This is a genomic window from Achromobacter sp. JD-1 (assembly GCF_038594925.1).
Classification (GTDB): domain Bacteria; phylum Pseudomonadota; class Gammaproteobacteria; order Burkholderiales; family Burkholderiaceae_B; genus Achromobacter; species Achromobacter spanius_C.
Map to the genome: position 1 here is coordinate 45190 of NZ_JBCGCS010000009.1, position 15938 is coordinate 61127.

The window sequence follows — 15938 nt, forward strand, 5'->3', positions numbered from 1 at the left end:
AAAAACGTTTGTGCAAACACCAATGCAAAAAGCCCGCAAACAAGTTGCGGGCTTTTTAGGGGTACTGCTAGCGGTGCGGCTTTTACATGCACTGCTGAATTCTTGGCTCCCCGAGCTGGGCTCGAACCAGCGACCTGCGGATTAACAGTCCGTCGCTCTACCGACTGAGCTATCGGGGAACAGGTAGAGGGGCCGAATTATGCACAAAAAATAAGAAGAATGCAAAGCGGCCCGGAAATTCTGTTCAAGCGTGCTGGATCGCGTGGGCCGTGCGGAACAGTTGCGGCACGATATCGCGCAGCAAGCGGTCGCTGGGGTAATCATGGCGTGGCGCGCTGACGCTGATGGCCGCCAGCGGCACATCGCGCGCATCGCGCAACAGCACGGCGGCGCCCACCTGATTCTGCAATACCTGGTCTTCGGTCAGCGCGTAGCCGTCGTCGCGCGCCTGGCGGATCAGCGCCAGCAAGGCGTCGGGCTCAACCACCGTGCGCGGCGTGAAGGCGCGTGCAGGCGCGTTCAACAGCGCCTGGCGGATGACGTCGTCGTCATGCTGGGTCAGCAGCATGCGGCCGCCGCTGTTGCACCACGCGGGCATGCGCCGGCCCGGCAGCATTTCGGCCAGGGTCAGTTGGCGACTGGGCAGGCGCAGCAGATAGATCATGTCGCTACCCGTCAGCACACTCATGTGCACGGCCAGGCCGCAGCGGTCACGCAGCGCAACCAGATGCGGCGCGGCCATGGACACCAGGCGGTCGTTGCGTAAAAAGAAATAGCCCAGCTCCACCACGCGCGGACCCAGCCGGTAGCGACGCGTGGCCGTGTCCTTGACCAGGTAGCCCAGGCGTTCCCACGTATGGACAAAGCGCTGCGCCGCGCTTTTCCCCAGCCCGGTCAGGGTGGCAATGTCAGTCAAGCCGAGTGAATCCGAGGCGTCGCGAAAGGCGTCCAGCACCCGCATGCCTTTTTCCAGCGAGGCAACGAACAGGGCATCCTCCGCGTCGGGCGTGTCGGTGTTGGCAAGCGGCAGTTTGCGAGTCGTCATGATTGGGAAGCCGAGGGGGCGCAAGGCGCTGTTGGCAAGGGGTGGATGAGGCGCGACGCCGTGGTTGGCGCTAGTTTCCCCGAATTGTCCGGGCGCCGGATACGCACTATAAAGTTGATTATTCAATACTTTGTATCGCATAGCAATACATTGGGGCCGTTGGATGGCCTCCCCAATCTGCCCCAGAATCAACCCCCGGATGAACCTCGTTTTATGAGCACCCCTAGTTCCGTTTGCGACCTGAGCGCCGTGGCGATGCGCACCGAGATCGCTGCCGGCCACCTCAGCGCCCGCGAGGTCACGGCCGCGCACCTGGCGCGGATCGACGCCTGCAACCCGCACATCAACGCCGTGGTGACCCTGGACGCCGAAGGCGCGATGGCCCACGCCGCCCTGGCCGATGAGCGCCAAGCGAATGGCCATCCGCTGGGTTTGCTGCATGGCCTGCCGATCGTGCACAAGGATTCGTTCCTGACTGCCGGCATGCGCACGACTTACGGCTCGCCGCTCTACCGCGACTTTGTGCCTGAACGCGACAGCCTGATCGTTACCCGCGAGCGCGCCGCTGGCGCCATCACGCTGGGCAAGAGCAACCTGCCGGAATTCGGCGCGGGCTCGCAAACCTTCAACACGGTCTTCGGCGCCACCCGCAATCCCTATAACCTGCGAATGACGGCGGGCGGCAGCAGCGGCGGCGCGGCGGCGGCATTGGCCGCGCGCATGGTGCCCCTGGCGGATGGCACCGACATGGGCGGCTCGCTGCGCAACCCGGCGTCGTTCTGCAACGTGGTGGGGCTGCGCCCCTCGCCCGGCCGCGTGCCGCAATGGCCAACGGCCAGCCCCTACAACGCGTTGACGGTTGCCGGCCCCATGGCGCGCACCGTGGCCGACGTAGCGCTGTTATTGGCCGCCACGGCGGGCCCCGACGCGCGTGACCCCCTGGCCATCGAACAAGACCCCGCACGCTTCCTGGACAGCCTGTCGCGCGATTTCAAGGGCGTGCGCATCGCCTACGCGCCCGACTGGGGCGGCCTGCCGATGCAGCGCGCGGTAACGCAGGTGCTGGAGCGACAGTTGCCGGTCTTCAGGGACCTGGGCGCGCGGGTGGAGCCGGCCTGCCCGGATTTCACCGGCGCCAACGACGCCTTCCAAGCGCTGCGCGGCCAAGTCTTCGCGGTGGGCTACGAGGCCGCGCTGCGCGAGCATCGCCATCAACTGAAAGACACGGTCATCTGGAATATTGAACTGGGGCTGACGCAGTCCCCCGCCGCCGTCTTGCAGGCCGAGCGCGACCGCGCGGCGTTGTTCGCGCGCATGCACACGTTCATGCAGACCCACGAATTCCTGATCGGGCCGGTCAGCCAGGTGCTGCCCTTTCCGGTTGAAGACGAAACCGTCAGCCGTATCGACGACACGTCGATGCAGAACTACATCGACTGGATGCGCTCGGGCTATTACCTGTCCTTGACCGGCCATCCGGCCATTTCCGTGCCCTGTGGCTTCACCGATGAGGGCTTGCCGGTCGGCATCCAGATCGTTGGCCGCTATCGGCAGGAACACGCGCTGCTGCAATTGGCGCATGCGTTCGAGCTTGCCACGCAACATTGGCGCCGCGCGCCTGTGCTGCCCGACTGATCATTCCAAACAACACAAGGGGAAATCCATGAAGAAAGCCGTTTCAAGCGCACTCGCCGTATGCGCCCTGGCCGCCACGCCGCTGCTGGCGTCGGCCGACACGTATCCGTCCAAGCCGATCACGATGGTGGTGCCGTTCCCGCCTGGCGGCTCCACCGACGTCATCGGCCGGCTGTTTGCCGCCAAGCTGGGCGAGCGCCTGGGCCAGACCGTTGTGATCGAGAACAAGCCGGGCGCCAACACCAGCATCGGCGCGGTGGCCGTGGCGCGCGCGGCGCCTGACGGCTACACCTTGCTGATCACGGGCGCGCCCACCTTCACGTCGAACCCGCTGCTCTATCCGAACCTGAACTACGACCCGGTCAAGAGCTACGAGTACGTCGCCGTGGCGGGCAGCACGCCGTTCGTGATCCTGACCAATCCGCAAACCGGTATCGGCACGGTGGCTGACATCACCAGCAAGTCAGCCACACAGGCGCTTAGCTTCGGGTCGTTCGGCAACGGCTCCACGCCCCATATCGCCGGCGAATCGCTGGCCCAACGCACCGGCGCCAAGCTGCTGCATGTGCCTTATCGCGGCAGCGCGCCCGCCATGACGGACCTGATCGGCAACCAGATCCCGCTGTCGATCGACACGCTGGTGGCGGGCCTGCCGCAGATCAAGGCGGGCAAGGTGCGCGCGGTGGCGTTGACCGGCGGCGAGCGCTCGCCCCTGGTGCCCGACGTGCCCACCGTGGCGGAAAGCGGCGTGGCGGGCTACGACTTTCAGACCTGGTTCGGCGTGGTCATGCCCAAAGGTACGCCCGAGCCCGTGGTGACCAAGATGTCCAAGGAAATCCAGGCCGTGATGGCCGAGCCCGACACGCGCGCCCGGTTGCAGGAACTGGGCTTTGACGCCACCTACCAAGACCCCGCCGCGTTCCGCGCCAAGGTGCAGCGCGAACTGGAGCGCAACGTGGCCATCATCAAGGCGGCGGGCATCAAGCCGGATTGATCGGCTGAATCGCCTGGCGCACACGCCGGATTTGCCCATTCGTCCGGCAGTTCCGGCGTGACCGATGCGCGTCAGGCTGATCCCTTATCATGGCAACCAGAAGGCTCGCGACCTCTCTCGATTTTTCTGGATTCATCCATGTCTTCGTTCGACATTCAGTTGCTGCTCACCGCCCTGGTGAGCGTCTTGGTGCTGGTCGCCCTTATCGTTTCCCGCATACGCATGCATCCTCTGCTGGCGCTATTGATCGTGTCGATCGGCGTTGGCTTCGCCACGGGCATGGCGCCCACGGCCATCGTGAAGAACCTCACCGACGGCGCCGGCAAAACGCTGGGCGCGGTGGGCGTGGTCATCGCGCTTGGCGCCATGCTGGGCAAGATCCTGGCCGATTCGGGCACCACCGAGCGTCTGGCCAACGCCATCTTGCGGCGCACGTCCGTGCGCATGATTCCTTGGGCCATGACGCTGGTGGCGTTCGTCATCGGCATCCCCATGTTCTTCGAAGTGGGCCTGGTGGTGATGCTGCCGCTGATCTTCAGTGTGGCGCGCAAGCTGGAAAGCCAGCAACGCTTCAAAGGGTCGGCCTACATCTACGTGGGCGTGCCGGTCATTGCCGCGCTGGCCGCCATGCACGGCATGGTGCCGCCGCATCCCGGCCCGCTCACCGCCATCGCCACCTTGAAGACCACGGTGGGCCCCACGATGATCTACGGCTTTCTTGCCGCCCTGCCCGCCATGGTGCTGGGTGGCCCGCTGTACGGCGCGTTTCTCACGCCGCGCATGACGACCCGCCCCGATGAAGCGCTGCTGGAACAATTCACCGCTACCCAGGAAAGCGATTCCGGTGCATCCCCACCCAGCGTCGGCCTGGGTGTCCTGGCGGCCTTGCTGCCCGCCCTGCTGATGTTGGTACACGCGCTGGCCGAGATGCTGCTGCCCAAGGATTCCAGCCTGATGCACGTGGCGGCCTTCCTGGGCAACCCGCTGGTCGCCATGTTGCTGGGCGTGTTGTTCGCCGCCGTGACGCTGGTGTTCATGCGCGGCGGCGACGCCGAAAAGCTGCGAGATGGCCTGGGCAAAAGCCTGAAGCCCATCGCGGGCATCATGCTGATCATCGCGGGTGGCGGCGCATTCCAGCAGGTGCTGACCAGCGCCAAGGTGGGCGACGCCATCGTGCACCTGACGCATCAATTCGCGTTCCCGCCATTGATCCTGGGCTGGCTGATCGCCATGCTGCTATCGGTGTCCACCGGTTCGGCCACCGTCGGCATCGTAGGCGCGGCGGGCCTGTTGGCGCCGTTGGCAGGATCAGACCCCACCTTGAACCTGCCGCTGCTGGCGTTGTCGATCGGCTGCGGCTCGCTGTTCTTCAACTACGCCAATCACGCCGGCTTCTGGATGGTGAAAGAGTCGTTCGGCATGACGATGGGCGAAGCCACCAAGACGATTTCGATTGTGCAATCGATCGTGGCGGTGGCAGGCTTGATCATGGTGCTGCTGTTCAACATGCTGCCGGCGCTGGGTTGAGGGCACTCGGCTGCGATGGCCGCCGAAAAGGTGGGTTAGCTCGCTTTTTTCGGCCGTCTTGGCCGGGGCAGTTCGCCGGTGGCCTTAATGTCGATGACCATCTTGTCAAAGTCGGACTTAAAGGTCAGGTCCTGAACGACACGGAACTTTTCGTACTCTGCCTCGGCCTTCTTTTTGGCAGAGTCAGCAGAAATACGTCCGGCGTTGGCCAGTACATCGTATTCGTTAAACCTAAGAAAATCGTCTAGCTTGGCTGCCCACTCTGCCATGGTCATCACTTTGCGACGCTCTGCGAGACCTTCGGCAAAGTCCAGGTATTGGGACACCAGGCGATTCAAGCTGCGAATCTCATCTTCACTGAGGTAGTTCTTCGCAATGGCTACATCAGACTTGAGAACTTTTCCTCCCGCCCTCTCATTCTTCCAAGACGTGAGGCCCATGTTGGGCTTTGAAGAATCGGAGCGGGTTGTGATCAGTTCTGACGCCGTCTTTCCATGAATGGCGAAGTGAAATTTGTTCTGTACCGCAGCGTAGAACACATGAGCGGTGTCGGACTCTTTGTCATAGTCGACACTGCACTGCGCGAAGACATCAGTGACCTTTTGATAGAACCGTCGTTCGGATGCGCGGATTTCGCGGATCCGCTCAATCAGCTCTTCGAAATAGTCCTGCCCGAAAAGCTGGGCGCCCTGCTTCAAACGGTCGTCGTTAAGGGTAAAGCCCTTGATCAGATAGTCTTTGAGAATTCCGGTAGCCCAGATGCGGAACTTAGTCGCATAGGCCGAATTGCAGCGATAACCGACCGAAATGATCGCATCTAGGTTGTAGTGCTCTATGTTGCGAGAGACTTGCCTTGCGCCCTCTTGGCGAACTGTTAGAAAACTTCTAATAGTTGACTCGGGCGTCAGTTCCCCTGCCTTGTAAATCTCTTTCAGGTGATAGCTGATCGTTGGGACCTCCACGCCAAAAATCTCCGCCATGCCCTTCTGGCTCGCCCAGACCGTCTCGTCTTTCGCAATAACCTGGACGCGAACGTCGCCCTCGGTTGAGGCATAGAAAAGGAATTGGGAACTGTTCGGTTCTGGGAGGTCCATGCGTGGAGTCTGCGGATCTGTTTGTGGTTTACTGTATAAATGTACAGTATCACGCTTTCTGTTGAATAACGCGCGTCATGCTAACTCGCATGCACGACGAAATCGATCGACAGCTCTGCAGTTAAGCGGCCACAAGTCCCTTGTCGTGTACGCGCTATGCACATCTGGTCGGCAATCACAGTCAGGCTGCAATGGACGAGCTTGATGGCTGTATGGTCGACACGATTACAACGAAACGACGCAAACGAAAAAGACCGCCCCCAGAGGAAACGGCCTAAGCATTTGATTTCATTGGTGCCGGTGAAAGGAATCGAACCCTCGACCTTCTCATTACAAGTGAGCTGCTCTACCAACTGAGCTACACCGGCACGGCGTGCCGGGGCACGCGCAGGGACTGCATTGTAATGAAAAATCGGCGGCGCCGCGTGCAGACTGGCACGGGACGCCGCCAACATTCAATTTGAATCCCACAGGAGCGCGGTAGCGGCGTTCACGGCGAGGGCGTGCCGGGCACGCCATCCCCGCGTAACGCACACTACTTGACGATCGTCAGGCGCGGGCGCTTGGGTTCGTCGTCGTTGCCGCCGTCGTCGCCTTGCGTGGCGTCGGCCTGGGCTTCAACGCCTTCCAGGGCAGCGGGGTCCGCCGTGCCCTGTGCGCCTGCTTCCGGCGGTTCATAGGGCTGCACTTCGAAGCCCATGCCCGCGCCGGTTTCGCGCGCGTAGACGGCGCTGACGGCGCCGACGGGAACATAGACGTTTTCGGTCACGCCGCTGAAGCGGGCTTGGAATTCAATGAATTCGTTGCCCAGCACCAGGCGGTTGGTGGCCAGCGTGCCGACGTTCAGTGTGATCTGACCGTCACGGACATGCGCGACGGGCACCATGGTGTGCTCATCGACCTGCACGGTGATGTACGGCGTGTAGCCGTTGTCGGTGCACCATTCATGCAGTGCGCGGATCAGATACGGTTTGGTCGAGGTTTCACCCATCACACTGCCAGCCTTAACGACGCATTACTTTTTCCGAAGGCGTCAGCGCTTCGATGTAGGCCGGGCGCGAGAAGATGCGTTCGGCGTACTTTTGCAGCGGAGCCGCGTTCTTGGGGAGTTCGATGCCGTAGTGATCCAGGCGCCACAGCAACGGAGCCACGGCCACGTCCAGCATCGAGAATTCTTCGCCCAGCATGTACTTGTTCTTCAGCAGCATCGGGGCCAACTGGGCCAGGCGGTCGCGAATGTTCTGGCGCGCGTTGGCCAGCTTCTTCTCGTCGGGCTTGGTGCTGCGGTCTTCCAGCGTCGAGACGTGAACAAACAGTTCTTTCTCGAAGTTGTACAGGAACAGGCGGGTGCGGGCGCGCATGACGGGATCCGCCGGCATCAGTTGCGGATGCGGGAAGCGCTCGTCGATGTACTCGTTGATGATGTTGGATTCGTACAGGATCAGGTCGCGCTCAACCAGGATGGGCACTTGACCGTACGGGTTCATCACCGCGATGTCTTCGGGTTTGTTGTACAGGTCGATGTCACGGATCTCGAAGTCCATACCCTTTTCGAACAACACGAAGCGGCAGCGTTGCGAAAACGGACACGTGGTTCCGGAATAGAGCACCATCATGGTGAAAGTCCTTTATGAAAAACGAAAGGCCAGCGCCTAAATCTAGCAGGCGCTGGCCCCGATTGCCAGGCGGGATAGGCGTACGGCCCTATCCTCCGTTGCCGTCCCTTATTAATGAGGTAGCGGCTTGCATGCCTGGCGGGGCGTTGCGGTTAGCGCACGTGTTTCCAGTACGAGGCGTTCAAGCGCCACGTAACCAGGAAGAACAACAGCAGGAACAACATGACGCCGACGCCGATACGGACGCGCAATGTCTGGACGGGCTCGGCCATCCAGGACATGAATGCGGTCAGGTCTGCGACGTCGTTGTCGTATGTTGCGACTTGGGCCGGGTTGGCGGCCTTAAATTTGGCATCAAAGGTGGCATGGCCGTGGTAATCAGCTACCGGTTCGGCCTTGACCGTGGAAAAACCTTGAGCATCGTACACCGTCGTGATGCGTTCCCAGTTTTTGGGTGCGCCTTCCTTGGCATCCTTGGCTTCCACTTCATGCATGGCCACGGTCGTCAGCTCGCGCGGACCCTGGCGTTCCCAGAGGGCGTGCGGCATGCCCACGGACGGGAAAACCAGGTTGTTCCAGCCCGTGGCGCGCGACGTGTCGCGGTAGAAGGTGCGCAGGTAGGTGTAGATGTAGTCGGCGCCGGACGGGCCGGCGTTGACCGATTTGGCCCGGGCGATCACGGATAAATCCGGGGGCGTCGTGCCAAACCACTTCTTGGCGTCCTGGGGCGTCATGGCGATATGCATCATGTCGCCGACCTTTTCGCCGGTGAACAGCAGGCTTTCCTTGATTTGCTGGTCGGTCAGGCCAATGTCCTTGAGCTTGTTGTAGCGCATCGACGACGCGCTATGACAGTTCAGGCAGTAGTTGACGAACAGCTTGGCGCCGTTTTGCAGCGACGACATGTCGTTGACGCGGTACGGCGCCTTGTCCAGCGGGAAACCGCCCTCGGCGGCAAATGCGGTGGTACACGTGAGCATCAAGGCCACGGCACCAATCAGCTTCTTGATCATGGTTAATCCGTTATCTGGTGGGCTCAGTGGGCGTGGAACGTAACGCGCTCGGGCACTTGCTTGAAGGTGCCAAGGCGGCTCCAGACCGGCATCAGGAAGAAAAATGCCAGGTACAGCAGCGTGCCAATTTGCGACGTGATGTTCAACGGCGGACTGGGCGGCTGCGTACCGATGTAGCCGAGCACCAGGAAGTTGACCATGAAGATGCCGTAGATCCACTTGTGCCAGGTGGGGCGGTAGCGGATCGACTTGACCGGGGAATGGTCTAGCCAGGGCAGGAAGAACAGGATCACGACCGTACCACCCATGGCCACCACGCCCCAGAACTTGGCGTCGATCACGCGCAGCAGCACGGCCACGACGATCAGGATGCCGGGGATGGCAATGCGCAGGATGCCGCGCAGGTTGCTCTTGACGAGCAACGCGATGGCGCCCAGTACCGACGCGCCCGCCAGCACCCACGTGAATTCGTCGGTAGTGGCGCGCAGCATCGAATAGAACGGGGTGAAGTACCAGACCGGCGCGATGTGCGGCGGCGTCTTCAGCGAGTCAGCGGGAATGAAGTTGTTGAACTCGAGGAAGTAGCCGCCCATTTCCGGCGCGAAGAACACGATGAACGCGAACACGAGCAAGAAGCCCGCCACGCCCATCAGGTCATGCACGGAATAGAACGGGTGGAACGGAATGCCATCCTTGGGGCGGCCGTACTTGTCTTTCGGGCCCTGCTTGATTTCGATGCCGTCCGGGTTGTTCGAGCCGACTTCGTGCAGCGCCACCAGGTGAGCCGCGACCAGGCCCACGAGCACCAGCGGAATCGCGATGACGTGGAAGGCGAAGAAGCGGTTCAAGGTGGCGTCCGACACGACGTAGTCGCCGCGGATCCAGATGGACAGTTCGGGGCCGATGAACGGAATGGCGGCGAACAGGTTCACGATCACCTGGGCGCCCCAATACGACATCTGGCCCCACGGCAGCAGGTAACCGAAGAAGGCTTCCGCCATCAGACAGAGGAAAATCGCCACGCCGAAGATCCACACGAGCTCGCGCGGCTTGCGGTAGGAACCGTATAGCAGCCCGCGCAACATGTGCAGGTAGACGACGACGAAGAACATCGACGCGCCGGTGGAATGCATGTAGCGCACGAGCCAGCCCCAGGGGACCTCGCGCATGATGTATTCAACGGATTGGAACGCGCGTTCGGCGTCCGGCTTGTAATGCATGACCAGGAAAATACCGGTCACGATCTGCAGCACCAGGACCAATAAGGCCAGAGAGCCAAAGAAATACCAGAAGTTGAAATTCTTTGGTGCGTAGTACTCGGACAGATGGGCTTTCCAGGTGGATGTCACCGGAAAACGCCGGTCCAGCCACCCCAACAGGCCTGTTGTCTCGACGGTTTTCTCGCCAGCCATGTAACGGCTCCTTCTCTAATACGTGGCGTATTTGTTTTACTTACGTAATCGGGAAAAAAGCGCGACGCGAGCGTCAGGCCTTGTTGTCTTCATCGACGCCCACGATGATGCGGGTATCGCTCAGATACTGGTACGGCGGAACTTCGAGATTATCGGGAGCAGGCTTGTTCTTGTAGACCCGGCCAGCCAGGTCGAACGTGGAGCCGTGGCAGGGGCAGAGGAACCCGCCTTGCCAATTGGCGCCCATGCCGCCACCCCCGCCTGTTTCGAAGTGCGAGGTGGGCGAGCAGCCCAAGTGAGTACAGATGCCGACGCAAACGAAGATCTCGGGCTTGCGCGAGCGAACTTCGTTCTTGGCATATTCGGGAGTGAAGCCAGGCCGCTCGGATTCCGGGTCGGCCAGCAAGGGGTCAAGCGTCTTGAGGGCGGCGAGCTGTTCGGGAGAACGGTGCATGATCCACACCGGCTTCCCACGCCATTCCACGGTTTTCATGGTGCCGACGGGTATATCGCCGATATCCACTTCAACGGGGGCCCCGGCCGCGCGGGCCTTTTCAGAGGGAGAAAATGTGCTCACAAGCGGCACTGCCGTTGCGACACCTGCTACGCCACCCACAGCACAGGCGGTGGTAACCCAGAAACGTCGCGAAGGATCAGGTGGCAGGTTGGGATCAACCGCACCGTCATCATCGTGCACCAGCGTATCCTGACTCATCTTCCTATCCTTGTTGATGCGCCCGCTCTACGAGTAGCATCACTTCTGCGGCATCGGGTTCGCGGGAATATGTAACAACATAGCAACCGCGTATTATAGCGCCAGCCCACTCAAGGGCGTATCACGATGGGAGTGCTTTTATGAGCAAAAAGACTGGTTTCGTCAAAGAATTCCGAGATTTCGCTGTAAAAGGCAACGCGATCGACCTGGCGGTGGGTGTGATTATCGGCGCGGCGTTCGGCCGAATCGTCGATTCGATGGTGAAAGACATCATCATGCCCTTGGTCAATTTCATCCTGGGGGGCGCAGTCGATTTTTCGAACAAATTCTTTGTACTGTCGATGCCTGCCGGCTACAACGGCCCGATGACGTATGCCGACCTCACCAAAGCGGGCGCCTCCGTGTTCGCCTGGGGTAATTTCGTGACGATCCTCATCAACTTCGTGTTGTTGGCGTTCGTGATTTTCTGGATGGTCAAAGCCATCTACAAGGCCCGCACCAAGGCCGAGGAAGCACCGGCCGCACCGGCCGCAACGCCGGAAGACGTGGCGCTGCTGCGCGAAATCCGCGACCTGCTCAAGAAATAAAACCCCGGAATGCCCCGCGCGGCACACGCGTCGGGGGCTTGCTGCTGGTGTTGCGGCGGTACTACGCCGGGTTATCAAGGTCGATGAATTCGACCTTGATGCCGAACTGCTCGGCCACCGCCTGGCCCAGCGCCTGCGCACCATAGCGCTCGGTGGCGTGGTGGCCGGCCGCAATGAAGCCGACACCGGTCTCGCGCGCCAGATGCACGGTGGATTCCGACACTTCTCCTGTGAGGTAAGCGCTGGCGCCAGCGTCCACTGCATCGGACAGCATGCCCTGCGCCCCACCGGTACACCACGCCACGCTGGATAAGGGTTGATCCGGATCGCCCACCACCAGCGGCTGCCGGCCCAGCCGTTCGGCCACGCGCGCGCCCAGTTGGCCCAGCGTCGTCAGGCCCGTGGCCTCGCCCAGCCACACCAGGTTGTCCTGCCCACAGGTGCGCGGAGAGCCATCGTCGCGCCGCGCGGGGACCAGGCCCAGCACGCGGGCCAGTTGCGCGTTGTTGCCCAGACTGGGGTGGGCGTCCAGCGGCAGATGATAGGCGTATAGATTCAGGTCGTTTTTCAAGGCCAGCGCCATGCGCGTGCGGCGCGTGCCGATCACGCGGCGGTCTTCGTTGCGCCACATCCAGCCGTGGTGCACCAGCACCGCATCCGCGCCACGTTCGACCGCGGCGCGCAGCAATGCTTCGCTGGCGGTGACACCGGTGATAATGTGTCCGACTTCAGATCGGCCCTCCACTTGCAAGCCGTTGGGGCAGTAGTCCTTGAAGCGGGCGGCTTGCAGGATGTCGTCCAGCCAACTGGCCAGCACGTGGGAGTCCACTTTTTTCATCGTTCGTCCTATCAGAATCATGCGCCGATATTGGCTGATATTTGCTCAGGCCGTCACGGTCTGCCTGGGTATTCTATTCGTGGTCACAACGTTGCGGCCCGACCTGCTGCGCCTTGGCGGCCCAGGGGCCGCGTCGCCCGCCGCCGTGGCGGCAGCGCGTCCACCCGCCGGCGGCGGCGTGGGGCCGGTGTCGTATGCGGACGGCGTGGCGCGAGCGGCGCCATCGGTGGTGAACGTCTACACGACCAAGCACGTGAACGTACCGCTGGTGCCGCTGCCCGACGATCCGGTGCTGCGCCAATTATTCGGACAAGTGCCGGGCATGAGCCGGCGTCAGGCGACGACCAGCCTGGGCTCTGGCGTCATCGTCAGCCAGGACGGCCATGTGCTGACCAACTACCACGTGGTGCAGGCGGCTGACGCGATTGAAGTCGCGCTGCGCGACGGCCGGCGCGACACCGCGAAGCTTGTGGGCGCGGATCCCGATACGGACCTGGCGGTGCTGAAGCTCAGTTCCTTGCGGACGCTGCCCGCCGCCACGTTGGCTGCCGACCGCGGCCTGCGGGTGGGCGATGTGGTGCTGGCCATAGGCAACCCGTTTGGGGTGGGCCAGACCACCACCCAGGGCATTGTGTCGGCGTTGGGCCGCAATGGCTTGGGGCTGAACACCTACGAAAGCTTCATTCAGACCGACGCGGCCATCAACCCCGGCAATTCTGGCGGCGCGCTGGTGGATGCCGAGGGCAATCTGGTGGGCATCAATACGGCCATCTATTCGGAATCGGGCGGGTCGATGGGCATCGGCTTTGCCACGCCGATCGAGATTGCGCGCAAGGTAATGGATGACATCGTCAAGACGGGCTCGGTCAAGCGCGGTTGGCTGGGCGTGGAACCGCAGGACGTGACGCCGGAGCTTGCCCGCGCGTTTGGCCTCAAGAATGACACGCGCGGCGTGATCATCGCCGGCGTGATGCGCGATGGCCCGGCGGCGCGCGCCGGTTTGCGTGTGGGCGATATCGTGCAGACGGTCAATGGCAAGCGCATGGCCGATACCGTGCAATTGCTGGCCGAGATTGCACAGTTGCCGCCGGGCCAGCGCGCCACGCTGGGCGTCTTGCGCGCGGGCAAGGCGGTCGAGGTGGCCGTGGCGGTGGGCACGCGCCCCGGCAAGCCACGATAAGGGTGATCGCGGCGGGCGGGGCTGCCTGGCATGCTGCTACTACGCATCGGGGGGCGGCCGTTCGGCCAGCAGGCGCACCATCGACAACACTGCTTTTTTGATGCTCTCGGGTTGGCTTTGCAGCAATGCGCCGATCTCGGCACAGTAGCCGTCCAGGGTGGCGAAGGGCGCGCTGGGCGTGGCGGATTCCGTTGCGCTTACCACGCCGTCGCTCAGCCAGGGGACGCTGGTGTCCAGCGCTTTCGCCAGGCGCAGCAACGTGGCGCGCGATGGCGCGTAGTGCTCATCGCGGGTAAGGATTCGATGGATGCAGGACTGCGGCACGCCGGAAAGGCGCGCCAACTGGTTTTGGCTGTGGATGCCGCGCCACCGCATCAGGGCGCGCAGCCTTTGAGCAGGCGACATGCCAACAATGTAGGGTGGCGGCCAGGCGCCGGCAAGAGTGAAAGAGTCCGATACTGGGCCGTGCCCTGCGCCTTGTCTTTCGTGGGGCCGTGCGTTTCTTTCGGGGTGTTTCGCCTGGCATGCGCCGCGGACGCAAGCGACGGATATGAATAGGGCCGCTCGAAGGCGGCCCTGCGCAATGCGACCCCAGGGGCGCCCTGTCAGTGGCGCTCGGTCAGTGAGTCAGAGACGGCGTCGTCGGCCGCGCCCGCCTTGGGCGTTACCATTCGGGCAACGAGCAGGCCCACTTCATAAAGCAGGCACAGTGGCACCGCCAGCATGAACTGGCTGACCACGTCGGGCGGCGTGACCACGGCGGCGATGATGAAGGCGCCCACCACCACATAGCCGCGCGCGGCGCGCAGCTTGGACAGTTCGACTACGCCCATCTTCACCAGCAGCACCACGGCCACGGGCACTTCGAAGGTGATCCCGAACGCCATGAACATCGTCATGACGAAACTCAGGTAGGCCTCGATGTCCGGCGCCGGCGTGATGGACTGCGGCGCGAACGTGGCGATGAAATGGAACACCGTGCGGAACACCACGAAGTAGCAGAACGCCATGCCCGCGATGAACAGGAACGTGCTGGAGACAATCAGCGGCAACGCCAGTCGCTTTTCGTGGCGATACAGCCCCGGGGCCACAAAGGCCCAGGCCTGATACAGCACAACTGGCAACGCCACGATGAAGGCGGCCATCATCGTGACCTTGACCGGCACCATGAACGGCGTGATGACGCCCGTGGCGATCATGCGCGTGCCTTGGGGAAGCGACGCCAGCATGGGGGCCGCCAGCACGTCGTAAATGGCCGATGCGCCGGGATAGATGAACAGCACGATGAACACGGCCACTACCGCGCCGACGGCGCGCATCAGGCGGGTGCGTAATTCGACCAGGTGAGAGATGAAGGTCTCTTGCTGGCCTTCTTCTTGGGAGGCGTCCTGGGTCACGTCGGTGTTCCGGAGGGCGGGACGGGCTTGGCGGCGGGCGCTGCGTCGTCAGCCTTGGGCGCGCGAGGCGCCTGGGCGGGTTGTTGAGGTGCGGGGGCCGCAGCCGCCGTGCTGCTGGGTGCGGACGCGGGCGGCAGGTCCAGGTCCAGGCTGTGGCTCTGCCCGGGCGGCGCGATCGTGCGCGTGGGTTCGGGCACGGCGTCGGGCGTGGGTTCAACCGACGCGCTTGCCGCGGAGGCCGACGCGTCTCCCACGATCACGGGGGCAACCTTGCCGTTGGCTTCACGCGCGACTTCGTCGAGTTCGGCCCGAAACTGCTGCACCGGCTCTTGCAAGGAAGCTTGCGTTTCATTCAGCGACTGTTGTACGCCTTGCGCGGCGTCTTCCATTTCGCTTTTGAATTTGCGCAGCTCGTCGATTTCGATTTCGCGCTGGATATCGGACTTCACGTCATTGACGTAACGCTGCGCGCGACCCAGCAGGTGGCCGACGGTGCGGGCTACCTTGGGCAGGCGTTCGGGGCCAATGACGATCAAGGCGATGACGCCGACCACCATCAGCTCGGTGAAACTGACATCAAACATGCGACGGCCGCTCGGGAAGGGAAGCAATAAGGGCCGGCCCTTTCAGGGCTGGCCCGGGATTCGAGCCGCGGCTCAGGAATTGGTCTTTTCCTTGGCCTGCACGTCGATGGTGTCATCGGCCACGCGCTGTTGCGCGATGGGTTCCGCTGGCTTGTCGCCGTTGGCGTCCTTCATGCCTTCCTTGAAGCCCTTTACCGCACCGCCCAGGTCCGAGCCGATGTTGCGCAGCTTCTTGGTGCCGAAAATCAGCGCCACGATGACCAGAACAACCAACCAATGCCAAATGCTGAAACTACCCATG

General features: G+C 62.5%; 17 protein-coding genes and 2 tRNA genes. 5 read left to right on the plus strand and 14 right to left on the minus strand.

Annotated elements, in window-relative coordinates; translation table 11 throughout:
* Positions 1-103: 103 nt before the first annotated feature.
* Positions 104-179: transfer RNA gene (locus WBR68_RS15610), tRNA-Asn, on the minus strand.
* 65 nt (positions 180-244) lie between these two features.
* On the minus strand, positions 245-1045 hold the full coding sequence (locus tag WBR68_RS15615; protein WP_230694683.1) for an IclR family transcriptional regulator: 801 nt from the start codon (positions 1043-1045) through the stop codon (positions 245-247).
* A gap of 213 nt (positions 1046-1258) precedes the next feature.
* Here WBR68_RS15615 and WBR68_RS15620 point away from each other — a divergent pair, with 213 nt between their 5' ends.
* The 3 genes from WBR68_RS15620 to WBR68_RS15630 all read left to right on the plus strand — a co-directional run bounded on the left by WBR68_RS15620 (position 1259) and on the right by WBR68_RS15630 (position 5201).
* Entirely contained in the window at positions 1259-2680 is a 1422-nt protein-coding gene (locus tag WBR68_RS15620; protein WP_230694684.1) for an amidase, read from the plus strand.
* Positions 2681-2708: 28 nt separating this feature from the next.
* Positions 2709-3674: a Bug family tripartite tricarboxylate transporter substrate binding protein gene (locus WBR68_RS15625; RefSeq protein ID WP_050448897.1), complete on the plus strand. Its 966-nt coding sequence runs from the start codon at positions 2709-2711 to the stop codon at positions 3672-3674.
* Between the two features lie 138 nt (positions 3675-3812).
* Positions 3813-5201 (plus strand): GntP family permease, encoded by a 1389-nt coding sequence (locus WBR68_RS15630; protein WP_050448898.1) that lies wholly within the window; start codon positions 3813-3815, stop codon positions 5199-5201.
* A gap of 35 nt (positions 5202-5236) precedes the next feature.
* Here the strand turns inward: WBR68_RS15630 and WBR68_RS15635 are convergent, their stop codons facing one another.
* The 7 genes from WBR68_RS15635 to petA form a co-directional block, all read right to left on the minus strand.
* The gene (locus WBR68_RS15635) at positions 5237-6295 is read right to left on the minus strand and encodes a virulence RhuM family protein (protein WP_230694685.1); all 1059 of its coding nucleotides are present in this window, start codon (positions 6293-6295) and stop codon (positions 5237-5239) included.
* Between the two features lie 292 nt (positions 6296-6587).
* Positions 6588-6663 (minus strand) — tRNA-Thr (locus WBR68_RS15640).
* Between the two features lie 167 nt (positions 6664-6830).
* Entirely contained in the window at positions 6831-7286 is a 456-nt protein-coding gene (locus WBR68_RS15645; RefSeq protein WP_050448900.1) for a ClpXP protease specificity-enhancing factor, read from the minus strand.
* A gap of 13 nt (positions 7287-7299) precedes the next feature.
* Positions 7300-7911, minus strand: a complete 612-nt coding sequence (locus tag WBR68_RS15650; protein WP_050448901.1) for a glutathione S-transferase N-terminal domain-containing protein — start codon at positions 7909-7911, stop codon at positions 7300-7302.
* Positions 7912-8063: 152 nt separating this feature from the next.
* Positions 8064-8924: a cytochrome c1 gene (locus WBR68_RS15655; protein ID WP_050448902.1), complete on the minus strand. Its 861-nt coding sequence runs from the start codon at positions 8922-8924 to the stop codon at positions 8064-8066.
* A gap of 23 nt (positions 8925-8947) precedes the next feature.
* Positions 8948-10336, minus strand: a complete 1389-nt coding sequence (locus WBR68_RS15660; protein WP_050448903.1) for a cytochrome b — start codon at positions 10334-10336, stop codon at positions 8948-8950.
* A gap of 73 nt (positions 10337-10409) precedes the next feature.
* Complete coding sequence (gene petA / locus WBR68_RS15665; RefSeq protein ID WP_230694686.1) at positions 10410-11051, minus strand: ubiquinol-cytochrome c reductase iron-sulfur subunit; 642 nt, start codon at positions 11049-11051, stop codon at positions 10410-10412.
* A 140-nt stretch (positions 11052-11191) separates the two neighbouring features.
* On the opposite strand from petA, the gene mscL reads away from it, so the two are divergent.
* A complete protein-coding gene (gene mscL, locus WBR68_RS15670; RefSeq protein WP_050448905.1) occupies positions 11192-11638 on the plus strand; it encodes a large conductance mechanosensitive channel protein MscL in 447 nt (148 codons plus the stop codon).
* Between the two features lie 61 nt (positions 11639-11699).
* Here the strand turns inward: mscL and WBR68_RS15675 are convergent, their stop codons facing one another.
* Positions 11700-12476 (minus strand): Nif3-like dinuclear metal center hexameric protein, encoded by a 777-nt coding sequence (locus WBR68_RS15675; protein WP_230694687.1) that lies wholly within the window; start codon positions 12474-12476, stop codon positions 11700-11702.
* A gap of 19 nt (positions 12477-12495) precedes the next feature.
* On the opposite strand from WBR68_RS15675, the gene WBR68_RS15680 reads away from it, so the two are divergent.
* Positions 12496-13656 carry a trypsin-like peptidase domain-containing protein gene (locus WBR68_RS15680; RefSeq protein WP_127183142.1) on the plus strand — a complete coding sequence of 387 codons (1161 nt, stop codon included), beginning with the start codon at positions 12496-12498 and terminating at the stop codon, positions 13654-13656.
* A 39-nt stretch (positions 13657-13695) separates the two neighbouring features.
* Here the strand turns inward: WBR68_RS15680 and WBR68_RS15685 are convergent, their stop codons facing one another.
* From WBR68_RS15685 to tatA, 4 genes are all read right to left on the minus strand, one after another.
* Positions 13696-14061, minus strand: coding sequence for a helix-turn-helix domain-containing protein (locus tag WBR68_RS15685; RefSeq protein WP_050449677.1), 366 nt, complete (start codon positions 14059-14061; stop codon positions 13696-13698).
* Positions 14062-14261: 200 nt separating this feature from the next.
* Positions 14262-15053, minus strand: a complete 792-nt coding sequence (tatC, locus tag WBR68_RS15690; protein ID WP_050449676.1) for a twin-arginine translocase subunit TatC — start codon at positions 15051-15053, stop codon at positions 14262-14264.
* Positions 15050-15637: a Sec-independent protein translocase protein TatB gene (tatB, locus tag WBR68_RS15695; protein WP_050449675.1), complete on the minus strand. Its 588-nt coding sequence runs from the start codon at positions 15635-15637 to the stop codon at positions 15050-15052. The genes tatC and tatB overlap by 4 nt, the downstream gene beginning before the upstream one ends.
* A gap of 72 nt (positions 15638-15709) precedes the next feature.
* Complete coding sequence (gene tatA, locus WBR68_RS15700; protein ID WP_230694688.1) at positions 15710-15937, minus strand: Sec-independent protein translocase subunit TatA; 228 nt, start codon at positions 15935-15937, stop codon at positions 15710-15712.
* Position 15938 lies beyond the last annotated feature (1 nt).

Excerpts from the sequence above, each read along its gene's own strand:
- WBR68_RS15615 (WP_230694683.1), bottom strand. The coding sequence starts at position 1,045 with ATGACGACTCGCAAACTGCCGCTTGCCAACACCGACACGCCCGACGCG.
- WBR68_RS15620 (WP_230694684.1), top strand. The coding sequence starts at position 1,259 with ATGAGCACCCCTAGTTCCGTTTGCGACCTGAGCGCCGTGGCGATGCGC.
- WBR68_RS15625 (WP_050448897.1), top strand. The coding sequence starts at position 2,709 with ATGAAGAAAGCCGTTTCAAGCGCACTCGCCGTATGCGCCCTGGCCGCC.
- WBR68_RS15630 (WP_050448898.1), top strand. The coding sequence starts at position 3,813 with ATGTCTTCGTTCGACATTCAGTTGCTGCTCACCGCCCTGGTGAGCGTC.
- WBR68_RS15635 (WP_230694685.1), bottom strand. The coding sequence starts at position 6,295 with ATGGACCTCCCAGAACCGAACAGTTCCCAATTCCTTTTCTATGCCTCA.
- WBR68_RS15645 (WP_050448900.1), bottom strand. The coding sequence starts at position 7,286 with ATGGGTGAAACCTCGACCAAACCGTATCTGATCCGCGCACTGCATGAA.
- WBR68_RS15650 (WP_050448901.1), bottom strand. The coding sequence starts at position 7,911 with ATGATGGTGCTCTATTCCGGAACCACGTGTCCGTTTTCGCAACGCTGC.
- WBR68_RS15655 (WP_050448902.1), bottom strand. The coding sequence starts at position 8,924 with ATGATCAAGAAGCTGATTGGTGCCGTGGCCTTGATGCTCACGTGTACC.
- WBR68_RS15660 (WP_050448903.1), bottom strand. The coding sequence starts at position 10,336 with ATGGCTGGCGAGAAAACCGTCGAGACAACAGGCCTGTTGGGGTGGCTG.
- petA (WP_230694686.1), bottom strand. The coding sequence starts at position 11,051 with ATGAGTCAGGATACGCTGGTGCACGATGATGACGGTGCGGTTGATCCC.
- mscL (WP_050448905.1), top strand. The coding sequence starts at position 11,192 with ATGAGCAAAAAGACTGGTTTCGTCAAAGAATTCCGAGATTTCGCTGTA.
- WBR68_RS15675 (WP_230694687.1), bottom strand. The coding sequence starts at position 12,476 with ATGAAAAAAGTGGACTCCCACGTGCTGGCCAGTTGGCTGGACGACATC.
- WBR68_RS15680 (WP_127183142.1), top strand. The coding sequence starts at position 12,496 with ATGCGCCGATATTGGCTGATATTTGCTCAGGCCGTCACGGTCTGCCTG.
- WBR68_RS15685 (WP_050449677.1), bottom strand. The coding sequence starts at position 14,061 with ATGTCGCCTGCTCAAAGGCTGCGCGCCCTGATGCGGTGGCGCGGCATC.
- tatB (WP_050449675.1), bottom strand. The coding sequence starts at position 15,637 with ATGTTTGATGTCAGTTTCACCGAGCTGATGGTGGTCGGCGTCATCGCC.
- tatA (WP_230694688.1), bottom strand. The coding sequence starts at position 15,937 with ATGGGTAGTTTCAGCATTTGGCATTGGTTGGTTGTTCTGGTCATCGTG.